The organism is Arthrobacter sp. MYb23 (assembly GCF_002979775.1).
Taxonomy (GTDB): domain Bacteria; phylum Actinomycetota; class Actinomycetes; order Actinomycetales; family Micrococcaceae; genus Arthrobacter.
In genome coordinates this window covers 78,674-91,461 of sequence record NZ_PCPR01000006.1, presented here as the reverse complement: position 1 = coordinate 91,461, position 12,788 = coordinate 78,674, and the positions used below count along the sequence as shown (strand labels likewise).

The following is a 12,788-nucleotide window of genomic DNA, read 5'->3' as shown; positions in this document are numbered from 1 at the left end:
ACCAATTATGCCGGTCGGGCGCTGCTCCGCCCGCCCCGGTGCCGCCGGCGGCCCGCTGCGGCCACCAGGAATCCCACTGTCAGGAGCCCCGCGATGGACCACAAGGTGGTAGTGAGCCTTCCGGATTGCACGCCGGTGGCGGCCAGTTCGACGTCGGTGAGTCCAGCGCCCGACGACGACCCGAGGGTCCCAGCGGGAAGCACCGCTCCTGGAGGTGCTGGAGGTGCCACGTCTGCAGGCGGGTTCACCGCGATAGGCTGCTCCGTGTCCGGCCGAGTTTCAAGTACGGTCACTGTAGTCCAGAAGATGTCCTGGGTCAGGGCATCCCCATCGCGGACATAGACACGTATCAAAAATGAACCGGCCCGCGTTGGCGTGCCTGTGAGATACCCATTTGCGTCCATGAACAACCCGTCCGGCCCGGGGTCGCTCGAACTGAGGCCCCCGGCGAAGTGCCGTCGGGTGGCATAGCCGAAGACATAGGGAGCCACGCCGCCTGTGGCGGAGGCAATCCTTGCGGAGTACGGCTCACCTAGCACTGCGGGCGGCACGGGATATCCTGCCGTCTCCATGCCCAGTTCGTGAACAATGATGCTGAAACTCTGATCTCTGAAGCCGTACCGGTCCTGGACCCTTAGCGTGAAATGGTAGGTGCCTGCAGAGGTGGGTACGCTGTGAACCCTCTCTTGGGCCAAGCTCAGCCCGGGCGGGAGTTGCCCGGAGAGCACACCGACGGTGATGTTCTCACGATCGGACCCGGTGTAGCCGAGTGGAACCTCGTATTGCCTTCCCACCACCCCGTCAGGGAAGCCCGCGTAGCCGGGTGGCAACTCACCGTAAGCCGGGTACACCGAGGGTTCCCAGTAGGTGGCAACATCGACATAGACGTACGCCTCCACCGTCTGCTGGGGTTGCGAGGAATCAGTCACCGTTACCGTCACCAAGGACCCTGAACTGGTGGGAATGCCCGAGAACGTCAGAGTTGCCGGATCGAAAGACAATCCTTCGGGAACATCTGTGGTTGACGCTGTGTACGGTGCTGTCCCGCCCGTAATCGACAACGATTCTTCAAATCTCTTGCCGGAAAAAGCACGCAGATTGCCAGGTGCCACCATGATGGGCTGTGCAGCCTGAGCCAAGGCATCGGGCTGAGGCGTTTCCGTCGGCAGCGTCGATTCTGACGGCCCCGGTTTGGGTTCTGACGTGGCCTCCGGCTCCGTCGCGGTGGCAGTCGGCGTTGGCACGACGGCGGGGAGTTCCGTGGTCGGTGGAGCTTCCGTCGGGGCCGGACTCGCCGAAGCAGCAGGCTCAGTGGGAGGCGGGGACGCGTCGGCATCCGCGACCCCAGGCGGCGCGAACTGAAGCGCCAAGGCACCTGCAAGGGCACCGGCCAGCATGATCCTCAAGGCGCTACCGAATAATCCACGTTCCCCAATAATGGCGCCCACGCGCGTTCTCCCCCACAGGAATGCAACTTTTTTGGGATTGCAAGGTGGGGCAGAGAATTGACGTCGGCCCCAGCGCAACGCCCCGTCAGTCTAGGGCGGGAAGGAGATCAGGACAAGAGGTACGGAGGCCAGCTGCCGGCGAAGATCACGCATCCAACTTGGTCAGGGGCGCATACCGCAACAGCAGGCGCTTCTCGCCGACGTCGAACTTCACCTTCGCCACCGTTTTGTCGCCCGAGCCTTCGATGCCCAACACCACTCCGTTACCGAAGCTTGTGTGATTGACTTTGTCCCCCGCCACCACGGAAATGACTTCCTTTTGCGGCTGGACCCTGTTGCGTACGACGGCGGCAGGGACGTCGGCGTCGAACCCTGCGGTGGGGCTGGCGGCAGCGCCGCGGGATGCGCCCGCACCCCAGAAGGAACCACCGTAACGGTTGGACCCGATAGGCGCACTCGCCCAGCCGCCTGCGGCCTGACGGCTCATTCCTTCGCGCTTCCACTCCACCAGCTCGGAGGGGATCTCTTCCAGGAACTGGCTGGCGGGGTTGTACTGGCTCTGGCCCCACATGCTGCGGACTTCCGAGCGTGTGACGTACAAGCGTTTGCGCGCCCGGGTGAGCCCCACATAGGCCAGGCGGCGTTCTTCCGCGAGCTCCTTGGGATCGGTCGCCGAGCGCTGGTGCGGGAAGATGCCGTGTTCCATGCCGGTGAGGAAGACCACCGGGAACTCAAGGCCCTTGGCCGTGTGCAGGGTCATGAGCGTGACAACGCCCATCCTCTTGGCCTCAGCCACGGCGGCATCGATGTCCGCACCCGGGGCATCGGGGATCTGGTCGGCATCGGCCACCAGGGAGACCTGCTCCAGGAACTCGCCGAGGGACCCGTCCGGGTTGTCGCGCTCATATTCCCGGACCACGGCCACCAACTCGGCCAGGTTCTCCACGCGGGATTCGTCCTGGGGGTCGTTGCTGGCGCGCAGGCCTGCCAGGTAACCAGTCTGTTCAAGGACGGCCTCCAGGGCAGCAGCGGCACCGGAGCCGGACGCCACCTCGGCGAGGTCATCCAGCAGCTTCACAAATCCCAGCACAGCGTTGACCGAACGCGTGGCCATGCCCGGCGCTTGATCGGCACGGCGGGCGGCGGTCATGAAGGATGTCCGCTCCCGCTCGGCCAAAGCGGCAACTGCGCCCTCGGCGCGATCACCAATCCCGCGTTTGGGTTCGTTCAGCACCCGGCGGAGGTTGACGTCGTCGTCCGGATTCACCAGGACGCGAAGGTACGCCAGGGCATCCTTGATTTCCTTGCGCTCATAAAAGCGCGTACCGCCCACCACTTTGTACGGCAAGCCCACCCGGACCAGGACGTCTTCAATGGAACGGGACTGGGCGTTGGTGCGGTAGAAGATGGCGACATCGCCCGGACGCAAATTGTCCTCGTCCTGCAGCCTATCGATTTCCTTGGCTATGAACTGGGCTTCGTCGTGCTCGTTCTCCCCCACATAGCCAACGATTTTCTCGCCGTCCCCCTCCGCAGTCCACAAACGCTTTTCCTGGCGGTTCGGGTTACGGGAGATCACCGAGTTGGCGGCGCTGAGAATGTTCTGCGTGGAGCGGTAATTCTGCTCGAGTTTGATGGTGCGGGCATTCGGGTAGTCGGCTTCGAACTCCACAATGTTGCGGATGTCCGCGCCGCGGAAGGCATAAATGGACTGATCGGAATCGCCCACCACCGTCAGTTCGCTGGGTGCCACCTCCGTAGCTGTTCCCACTCCCACGATTTCCCTGACCAGTGCGTACTGGGCGTGGTTGGTGTCCTGGTACTCATCAACCAAGACGTGCCGGAAGCGGCGGCGGTAGGATTCCGCGAGCGCCGGGAAGGCCCGGAACATGTACACGGTTTCGGCGATGAGGTCATCGAAGTCCATCGCGTTGGCTTGCCGGAGACGCTGGGTGTAGCCCTTGAACACCTCAGCCACGGCTTGTTCAAAGGGGTCGTTATGGTTTGCCGAGGATACATAGGAGTCGGCATCAATGAGTTCGTTTTTGAGCGCGGAAATCTTGTGCTGGATGGCCTTTGGCGCGAACTTCTTGGGATCGAGGTCCAGATTCTTGGCCACCAGGGTGATCAGGCGCAGGGAATCGGCGGAGTCGTAGATGGAGAAGTTCGAATTCAGGCCCACGTTGGCCGCTTCCCGGCGCAGGATACGCACGCAGGATGAGTGGAACGTGGAGATCCACATGCCCTTGGCCCGGGGTCCCACCAAGGCTTCGATGCGTTCCCGCATTTCGGCCGCTGCCTTGTTGGTGAAGGTGATGGCCAGGATTTCACCGTGATGCGCCCGCTTGGTGGCGATGAGGTAGGCGATCCGGTTACTCAATACGCGGGTTTTGCCGGACCCCGCGCCCGCAACGATCAGCAGGGGGCTTCCGGAGTGCTTCACAGCCTCTTCCTGCTGCGGATTGAGTCCTTGGAGGAGCGCCTCGGCGGTGGGCAAGCCGTGGGCTCCCTGGTTGTCCCACCCTCCCTGGGACGGCTGCCGGGAAGCGTTTCCTGACCCACCGGCTCCCTCCTGAAGGCGGGGCCCGGAGGCGCCTCCACCGGAAGGGGAAAGCTCCGGGGCAGCCTTGACTGCGGCTTTGGTGCCTGCTTTGAAGGGTCCGTCTGCGTAGGGGTCAAACAACATATCCATGGTGCCTACCAGTCTAGGCGGTGCCTCTGACACTCAAAGGCACCGTACCCGGGTCAGCTTTCCGGGTGGCTCTGGTCCTCCAGCAGCCACCCGCCCGAGACCAGCCGTTCCCTCAACGCCAGCCTCGTCAGCGGCTCCTGGCCTTCCTGGAACTTCCGCCGGACGGAGGCCAGGTGCTTCTTCACGCCATCGATGGAAATCCCGAGGACACGAGCGGTCTCTGCCATGGTCCCGGCAACGCCACCCAGATAAACCGCAACCACTTGATGCTCTCTGGCGGACAATTGCGGCTCAGACTTTCCCGCTTCCATGGCTGAGGCGACTTCTGCCGTAACATACGCCAGCCCCTGGGCAGCCTGCAGGACCGCTGTTTCCACCACCGCGGCTGCCGCCGTCTTGGGTATGTAGGCCAAGGCTCCTGCCGTGATCGCTTGCCGCATCACTGCGGGGTCAACAACGGAACTGCAGACCACCACCTGTGGGCCGGAGGACAAGATTGCCTGGATCTTGGCGCGCAAGGGAATCTGGTCCCCCAGCAGGACGTCAAGGATCACGACGTCGGACAGCGCGCCCAGGTTTGCGGCCGCTTCAGCCCAGGACGCGTACCGTCCCACCACGCTGATTTCCTGTGCATTTGCCTGGAGCCATTCGGCCAGCCCTTCACGCAACACAGCATGGTCTTCCACGATGTCAACTTCGACGGTGGGCCTCGACACCGGGTATCGCAACATTTCCGGCCTCCCCAACATATGATCTTGCCTAAAGTAGTCATCATATGAGGTGGCCTGTTTCGGGGGAGACAATTAGTGGGGGCAGAGATCAGGGGACTGGCAACCCGCCTGCTGAACTTGGATCGTTCAGATCTGGTGGTTCGGGGTGGCGCCTTGGTGGCCTTTGTTTTCATCGCGTGTTCATGGCTCTATGTCAGGCCAAGCATGGGCGGTCCGCTCTGGCAGCGGGCAGCGGCTTCAGTACTGGTGATTCTCCTGGTTGCCTGCCTCGCTGCGATGTTATGGACGGATATCTGGCCCCTGCGGTTGGTTCTGGTGCTCGGCCTGATCACGTTCTCCGAGGTCCTTGCAGGTGTGACCTACCGCCAGGAGTCAGACTCCCTGCTCCTCGCGCACAGCCTTGCCATGGGGGCCAGCTCAGTGGTGGCGCTGTCCCTGCGCCCCACGTGGAAATCGGCAGCCTTCACTGCGCTGCTCGGTGCTCTGGTCTTGGGACACACCCATGCTTCATCAATGGTCCACAACCTGGGCCCAACCACCCTGTTGATCGTCACGGGCTTCTGGTTGATCCTGCTGGCCATCCGGCACACCGCGCCCAAAGCGCTGGATGCCCTGTGGAGCGACCAAGAGGTAAAGGCTGTATCGAATGCCGCCCAGGCCGTGGCCCGGAACATCATCAGTGCGAACCAGGCAGACGCCAGGCTCCTGCATGACACCGTCCTGCGATCCTTGGCCGTAGTAGCCCATGGCGGAGCGGGAGCCGATCCTGAAAAGTTGCGGGAAGTGCTCACCGTCAGGCCGTTCGACGGCGGCGCGTTGGGTTCCAGGACTTCCTCACCCCGCACCGCTGCGGTGGACGCCGACGCTTCCGAACGGACCCACAGAGCCGTGGCCGTCGTCGAACGTTCCAGCTCACACGATCTGGCCTCCCTGCTGACCGAGCGTGCCGTCCGCCATAGCCGGCAGGGGTTTTCCATCTCTGTCTTTGGCGAAGCCGGAACGCTTCCGGAGGGGACGCAGTCCGCCATGGTGGACGCTGCGGAGGAGTGCATGGTCAACGCCGCCCGGCATGCGGGAACCGACAGGGTGGACGTGTTGGTTTCCCGCACTGGTTCCCTGGTGTCCGTTCTGATCAGCGATGCCGGCTGCGGGTTCCATCCTGAGTCGATCCCCGGGGAGCGGTTTGGTGTCAGGCAGTCCGTGGTCAACCGCATGGACGAGGTGGGTGGCAGGGCGAGGGTGTTGTCCGCCCCCGGGCGCGGAACCACCGTAGTTCTTGAAGCCGAGGTCCTTGAAATAGAGGCCCCATGAGCCTAGTGCCTCTCCAGACGGCGACGACAACCGGACCGCTCTTCATCTCCCGCGGCATCCTTCTGGTTTCGAGTGTGACTCTATGGATGGTCTCGTTCGTTACCGCTGTGCTGTCCCCGAACGAAGGCGGCGCCCGGCAACTGACGGTTGTTGCCCTGGGTTTCGATCTCCTTGGCCTTGTAGTGGCCGTCATTGCCTCGCATCCGCAAACCCCACGCGGCCAGCTCCCAGGCTTGAGGCTGATCTGGCTCGCCTCCTCCATCGCTTCGGGCGTCATGACCGCCGGAGTGATGACCCCGACTTCCGGCTTCCCTGCCCTGGCCTTGAACGTCCTGCTCGGAACGTCATTGGTGTTCCTGGTTGCCCTGCGCTGGGACCTGTTGGGCTTCCTGGTGCTGATCTCCGCAAACTCCGTCCTCAGCGGCATCTACTACGCCACCACTCCACGCTTCGGTTCCGGAGACGGACTCCTTATTTTCTTCATCACGCTTTTCCCGGGACTCGTTGGCGGACTGACCGTTTTCATCCTTCGCAGCATGGCGGAAGGGCAAACAGCACGGCAGACAATCCAGGCCTTGCAAACGCTCACGGAGCACGCTGACTCGAGGGCTTCAGCCAGGTCTGGAGAGCTGGCGGTGACGCATCAACACATCCAGGAACTTTTCGCCAAAGTGGCCGAAACCCGCGGACTTCCCCTCCGCCCCGAGTTGGCCGAGCAGGCGCAGGAATTGGCCGGGCAACTCCGGGCCCACTTGATGGTGTGCCACTCCACCAACTGGTTTACTGAGTCCTTGGCATTGGCCGGGCTTGAGTCCAAAGTGGTTGTGGTGGCGCAGCCGGACCTCGTTGAACATCTCCCGCAGGCCTCCCGCTCCGCTGTTTTGGCCAGCACCATGCTGCTGGCGTCCACACCCGTCCATTCCCCTGAAGTCCCGGCGTTCGCGGCAGCAGGAAAGCTCCACGTCTACGTTGAACCCCATGTGGAGGACACGGTCCTCATTACGTGGAGGGTGACCAACCTGAACCCCCAACGTTGCACGCCGGCGTTATGGAGCGAGCTTGAATCGCTGGGTAGGCCACGCGTCCAGACCGATCCCGGAGGAGCCAGCATCATGGTCCGGGTGAAGGCGCCCAGGCCATGGTGACGCGTTTACTCGTTGTGGATCATCACCAGCTGATGATCGACACGCTGTCTGCATGGTTCCGTTGCAGTGCCCCGGACTTGGTGGTGGCAGCCGGACTCAACGTTGTCCCTGAACTTAACACTGAGCTTCACCCTGAGCCATTAGCGGCAGCGCCGTCCTGGGCAGACCCGTCCTGGGCAAACCCGTCCTGGGCAGACCCGGAAATCACCGTGGCGATCCTGGGCACCCTGGACCTCCACACGGAGTTGATCCCGGCAGTTCACCGGCTGGTGGACTGCGGCCTGCGCGTGGTGGTTCTTGCCACCCGCTTGGACGGTTGGGAAGCCGGGGCTGCCTTGGCCGCCGGCGCGCTGGGGTATGTACCCAAATCTGCTGGTCCCCGGCACACCGAGCTCGCCGTCCGCGCAGCCTCGGCAGGACAGGAATACGTTCACCCTGACGCGGCCGCAGTCTTGGTGGACACGGCGCCGGTACGCGTCAAACTGTCATCCCGGGAACAACGGCTCGCAGAGCTGTACCTCGGAAGCCACGCCATGTCAGTGCGCGGTGTAGCGGACGCCATGGGAATCAGCGAACAGACCGTCAAAGCCCACCTGCACAGAATCCGTCAGCGTTATGGAGCTGCCGGAATCAAGCTGGGCAATGTGATCAGCCTGCGCCGGCAGCTCAGCACCGACGGCTGGATCACGTAGCTGCTGGATCAATGACTGCTGGATCACCAAGCTTGGGGGCGGCCGGATTCGACGCAAGGACACTGATCAAGGCGACCAACAGGGGTACACACAGAGCGCCCAGGAACCCTGAAATGACCAGTTGCCGGTAGATCTCGGGTTGTCCGGACACCACCATGACCACCCAGAACTGCAGCCACCCGGCCAGGACAACCACCACAGCCAAGCGCCCCATCGCGGCCCTCTTGCGGAAGGCAACGGCCAGTCCCAACATGAGGGTCAAAAGCTGCATGGCTACCAGGGCCACAGGCACGGCCTTCATCGCGGTGTAGAGCCCCAGCACCACAGGGAACCTGCGGTCCTTGGCGTATGGCTCCTGCCCCTGGCCTTCCATGAAGGAGCCAATGTAGCCCAATTCGGGGGTCAACATGGCCGTGATCCCCCGCTCCCCCATTCCGATCAGGCGCTCAGGATGACTGGCGTAGAAACCAGCCAGCTTGGCCGGGTCAACCTTTTCCTGGAACTCGTGGAATTTCGGGTTCAGGGCGGCTGATTTCGGTGATGCCACCGTAGTGCCACTTGAGGCGAGGAAGCCCGGGTCCAGTCCCAGCCAGGCGAGGTCGTCCTCTGGAACGGGACTGTGGGGCAGAAGTTCGGCAAAAACTGCGTTGTACAGGTTCACGTCGGTGGTGCGTTTGGGCTGTAAGGATAGGACCGCTACGGACATGGCTGCAATGGCTATCACCGCGGTGAACGGCACAATGCTCTTCCGCCACCATGTCTTCTGCGGCAAGCGGCGCCCGGAGCGCCGTGACGGGCTGTCCGGCAGCCAGAGGAGGGCCAAGGCAAGCAAAGGAAGCCAGGACACCATCTCCGGTTTGGCAGCAATCGTGAAGGCTCCGGCCCCCAGCACGAACAGAAGCGCGAGCCAGCGGTTGCCGCGGCCGTTCCAGTAATGCAGGAGTGCCACCATCAAGGCCAGGATTCCCAGGAAAGCCGCGGCTTCAGGGTAAGGCGAGATGAAAAAGTCAGAGAAGATACCGTCGGCCATCACCACCGTGACCAAAGCTGCTATCAGGATCCGGAAGCTGGCTCGGCCCGGGAGGACGGCAACCAGTGCAGCCATCAACGCCCCAAACACAAGGCAGCACACCACGCCCACGGCGCGTGTGTCCAAGCCAGGACCCCATCCCAGGAGCGGGGTGATCAGCTTGCCCAACCACAGGAGGGCCAGCTGGGATGAGTAGACAGGTTCACCGGAACCCGCAGCGCCGCATGCTTCTCCCACGAATTCATGCGGCACCCAGCTTGGGTAGATGAAGCGGGTGAACTCGCCGTAATCCCATGGACGGACGTTGCTTACTCCCAGTGAACAGAGCAGCGCGTGGCCGTCGCCTTGGTCTCCCATGCCGACGGGTCCGGGAACGAACAGGCGGACCATCATGGCTATGGCGGAGACTGCACCCGTGATGAGGGCAGGTAGAAGAGCGCCTCCGGTGGTGAGGTGGCCGGGACCAAACACCCGGGCAAGGAACCTGCCCATTCTGCGGAGCGGGCCAGGCCTGGGATTCTTGCCGGACCGCACGGGCGTGGGTTCGAATTCCTCCGCTGGTGCCGAACTTTCCGGCTTGGTCTCAACCACTTACTGCTCCATCACTGACGGCACGTGCCGGCACCAAGGTACCGGTCCACGCGGCCGGGACGTCTTGCCTGGGTGCAACGGCGCAGCGGATGGCCCTTGCACCGCCGTCGATTCTGAGGACGGGACGGACTTCCCGGTCTTCCGGAAGGACCTCGGCTTTGAGGAACTCCAGAACGAATGGCAAGCAGCGCTCCTGTTGTGCGGCGAGGCTGACCAAAGAAGCATCCTGACCAATCCAGGCGCTGACATCTTCTGCCGTGTGCGGTTCGGAACACAGTGTGTCCGCCCCCTCGCTGCTCAGGACGCCGTCCTTGATCTCCTGTGAATAGCAGAGCCGGATCTGTGCCGAGTCGGGGCCTGCGAGCGCTCCCTTGAGGTTGAGGGTGGTTTGCTGCGGGCCCCCGGACTTTTCGGTCAAGAGGACATCGCAGCGGACCGTACGGCTTCCTGCGGCCCATTCCGCGCGGCTGGGATAGTAACCAGCGATCTCCATCCCGGTGGTGGCGTCACGAGGGGTGCCGTCAAGGTATTTGCGCAGTTCATCAGCGGGGCACAGGCGGTTGGTGGCGTTGTGAAGCTGCTCCTGCAGGGGCCGCTCTTTCTGATTCGCCAACGGCTGCGGAAAGCTGGTCACAAGGAACGTTTGCGTGCTGTGCGGCTCTGCGCAGTCCACGGGCGGCCTCGCATCGCTCGGTGCCCCGAATTCTTCCGGTGTTGTGATGATGTGGCAGCTGTCCACCTCGGCAGAGGTCTTTTCGGAGACTTTCGCGGCGTCGAGCGTGGTTGGACCGGCACTACCGCAGCCGGTCAGGGCGAGGACAAAGGCCAGAGACGCAACTGCGATGCCAAGCCTTGGGATGCGGGGTACAGGCGGATTACGACGCACGCCGGCCCTTGTGTCGGGAGCCGGAACGGCCTTTACGGACGACGGCGGCACGCACCAGGACGATGATGGCGGCAACAAAGCCGAAGATCACCACGAAGGACCCCAGGAAGTGGTGCATGAGGTCAAAGCCCTGCTGGCCCCAGCTTTGTTGGGCTGCGGCAATCATGAAGTATCGGGTGGCGTTGCTGACGCTCACGATCACCAGTGCAATGATGGCCGCCGGCATCAGGCGCGACACCGGGATGCGCCCCATCAGGAACAGAATCCCGGCCAGTCCGGCGATCGGGGCCAGGAGCACGGCGCTGGAACAGAGCCCGGTGACCTGGAGGGCGAACGGCTGTCCCCCTCCCACGTTATGGAAGATGATGTCGCCCACGCTGTAGGAGGCGCCGCCGAGGATGCCGTCGAACACAGCTGCCATGAGCCAGGCTTCCGCTGCCCGGATCTGCTCTTGCTGCATCATTGCAGCAGCGGCCGCCGCGAGGAAGACCAGCCCGATGAGCCCACCGCCGCGTGCTTTCCTTACCGGGATGGCCCGTGGTCCGTGCGGGACAGGGACGTCGCTGATCTCGGCACTCATCGCCACTAGGCTTCCTTCGCTAGGAGTTTGACGTCTGTTTCCTGGTTGCGCCGGGTCTTGGCCCACCCTTGCCGGCCTGTGATCAGACGGTAGGTTGCCCGCAGCACGGTGACGTAGTTCTGGTACATGTAGAGCCAGTAGCCCAGGCCCCACACCACGCCCAGCATGAAGTTCTTTTCCGGGGTGACCTGCCGCCTGTACACCAGTCCCCACAACGCAAAGGGCAGCACGCCCGTTGCAAAGATCAGCGGAATGATGAACCAGGCCGCACTGATCCAGGCCCCAAAACTGCCCATGGTGAGGGCACCTTGGGCCACCATGGTGATGAACAGGGTTGGCCACAGGACCAGGCCAACAATCTGGATGAAGGGCTGGATCAGGAAGTAGCTGGATTCGATCGCGCCCACATTGCTGAAGTAGGGCGATTCAAAGATCCTCTTCAAGTAGACGCTGCATTGCATACCGCCGTGGCACCAGCGGGTCCGCTGGGTGAGGAGGCGGCGAAGGTCCGGGAGTGCTTCCTGGGCCACGTGGGTGTCATGCATGTACACGGTTTTGTAGCCACCCAGCATGATGTGGATGGCGAGTTCATAATCCTCCAGCAGGGCGCCATGCCATGGCTGCCCGGACGTCTTGGCAATGGCGTCCAGTGCGGACAACCGGGTGAACTGACCATTGCCGCCCAAACCAACGGTCAGGGTGTGGCGGCGCAATGACTGCATGGCCGCGATGGTGGTGCGGAATTCCATGTCCTGCATCAGCACCAGGTACCGTCCGAAGGACTTTTTGAGGCGGGCAAGGCCCGTGCCGCCCTTGAGGTCAGGGTCATCAAGGTTGGACATCCAGACGGCAGTCTGGGCAGCACCCACCTCGGCGTCACCGAACGCGAGGGGACCAGCCGCCTGGCGGAAGGCATTGTCCGCGAGGTGGCCGTCGGCGTCGACCACCAGGACGATCACTGAAGAACGGTCGACGTCGGCAGGCAGCCACCGGTCCAGGGTGCGGTAAGCGGCGTTGAGCGCGTCTCCCTTGCCGGTGCGGGCCAGCGGACGGCGGCGGCGCACCAGGTGGATCATGCTGTCGCGGTCCGAGGCGGCCTCCACGATCCCGGCGGTGGAATCGTCGCTGTCGTCATCCACCACCCAGACGTGCGCCTGTGGAAACCGGGCGCGGAGCAGGTCCAAGGTGTTGGCGATGACCACTTCCTCATCCCGGCACGGGATGAACACATGCCAGGAGAAGGCGTCAGGATCGCCCTCGGGATCGGGTTTACGCCGCAGGAAGGGCACCAGAATCACAAGGATGTACGACAAAAAAACCACCAGGAGCACAAAAGCCAGCGCCTGTGCGGATTCGAGTACCGACATTTAATTCCGATGCTTGTGCAAGGCCGGAGGGGCCATGGGGAAAATTGGTGTGGCGGGACGGCTCCCTGAAGAAGCCGCCCCGCCGATGGTATTACGAGTTGGGGTCTGCTCCCCGCTTTGCCGCTTTGAGCCTGCTGTTGCGCAGGACCACAAATCCGGTGATCAGCAGGGCGATCCCCACCAGGATGACCCAACCAAGGGTTGGGGCGCCGGTGACAGCGAGCGTGGTACCGCCTGCAGCTGTGCCGCCGGCCGTCCAGTTATTGCCGTACATGAGGGGTTCTCCTTTCGCTGATGCTTGATTCGCGCAAGGCG

11 protein-coding genes are annotated in these 12,788 nt (G+C 63.1%); 3 read left to right on the top strand and 8 right to left on the bottom strand.

Features of this window, described 5'->3' with window-relative positions; all coding sequences use genetic code 11:
- Positions 1-5: 5 nt before the first annotated feature.
- The 3 genes from CQ020_RS09145 to CQ020_RS09135 all read right to left on the bottom strand — a co-directional run bounded on the left by CQ020_RS09145 (position 6) and on the right by CQ020_RS09135 (position 4,871).
- A complete protein-coding gene (locus CQ020_RS09145) occupies positions 6-1,448 on the bottom strand; it encodes a putative Ig domain-containing protein (protein WP_146116642.1) in 1,443 nt (480 codons plus the stop codon).
- 145 nt (positions 1,449-1,593) lie between these two features.
- Positions 1,594-4,140 (bottom strand): DNA helicase PcrA, encoded by a 2,547-nt coding sequence (gene pcrA, locus CQ020_RS09140; RefSeq protein ID WP_105691560.1) that lies wholly within the window; start codon positions 4,138-4,140, stop codon positions 1,594-1,596.
- 53 nt (positions 4,141-4,193) lie between these two features.
- On the bottom strand, positions 4,194-4,871 hold the full coding sequence (locus tag CQ020_RS09135; protein ID WP_181151822.1) for a response regulator: 678 nt from the start codon (positions 4,869-4,871) through the stop codon (positions 4,194-4,196).
- A gap of 75 nt (positions 4,872-4,946) precedes the next feature.
- Between CQ020_RS09135 and CQ020_RS09130 the strand changes: the two genes are divergently transcribed.
- From CQ020_RS09130 to CQ020_RS09120, 3 genes are read left to right on the top strand one after another with little or no spacing between them, the layout of a single operon-like run.
- A complete protein-coding gene (locus tag CQ020_RS09130; protein WP_105691558.1) occupies positions 4,947-6,182 on the top strand; it encodes a sensor histidine kinase in 1,236 nt (411 codons plus the stop codon).
- Positions 6,179-7,327, top strand: a complete 1,149-nt coding sequence (locus CQ020_RS09125; protein ID WP_146116643.1) for a hypothetical protein — start codon at positions 6,179-6,181, stop codon at positions 7,325-7,327. The genes CQ020_RS09130 and CQ020_RS09125 overlap by 4 nt, the downstream gene beginning before the upstream one ends.
- A complete protein-coding gene (locus CQ020_RS09120) occupies positions 7,321-8,019 on the top strand; it encodes a LuxR C-terminal-related transcriptional regulator (RefSeq protein ID WP_105691556.1) in 699 nt (232 codons plus the stop codon). The genes CQ020_RS09125 and CQ020_RS09120 overlap by 7 nt, the downstream gene beginning before the upstream one ends.
- On the opposite strand, the gene CQ020_RS09115 is transcribed toward CQ020_RS09120, so the two are convergent.
- The 5 genes from CQ020_RS09115 to CQ020_RS09095 all read right to left on the bottom strand — a co-directional run bounded on the left by CQ020_RS09115 (position 8,012) and on the right by CQ020_RS09095 (position 12,747).
- Positions 8,012-9,640: a hypothetical protein gene (locus tag CQ020_RS09115; protein ID WP_105691555.1), complete on the bottom strand. Its 1,629-nt coding sequence runs from the start codon at positions 9,638-9,640 to the stop codon at positions 8,012-8,014. The two genes, CQ020_RS09120 and CQ020_RS09115, sit on opposite strands and share 8 nt — an antisense overlap.
- On the bottom strand, positions 9,633-10,526 hold the full coding sequence (locus CQ020_RS09110; protein ID WP_181151821.1) for a septum formation family protein: 894 nt from the start codon (positions 10,524-10,526) through the stop codon (positions 9,633-9,635). The genes CQ020_RS09115 and CQ020_RS09110 overlap by 8 nt, the downstream gene beginning before the upstream one ends.
- Positions 10,516-11,106 carry an exosortase S gene (gene xrtS / locus CQ020_RS09105; RefSeq protein WP_146116644.1) on the bottom strand — a complete coding sequence of 197 codons (591 nt, stop codon included), beginning with the start codon at positions 11,104-11,106 and terminating at the stop codon, positions 10,516-10,518. Before xrtS ends, CQ020_RS09110 begins: the two co-directional genes overlap by 11 nt.
- Positions 11,107-11,111: 5 nt before the next feature.
- Entirely contained in the window at positions 11,112-12,473 is a 1,362-nt protein-coding gene (locus CQ020_RS09100; protein ID WP_105691552.1) for a glycosyltransferase family 2 protein, read from the bottom strand.
- A 91-nt stretch (positions 12,474-12,564) separates the two neighbouring features.
- Positions 12,565-12,747 (bottom strand): peptidase, encoded by a 183-nt coding sequence (locus tag CQ020_RS09095; protein WP_105691551.1) that lies wholly within the window; start codon positions 12,745-12,747, stop codon positions 12,565-12,567.
- Positions 12,748-12,788: the final 41 nt, after the last annotated feature.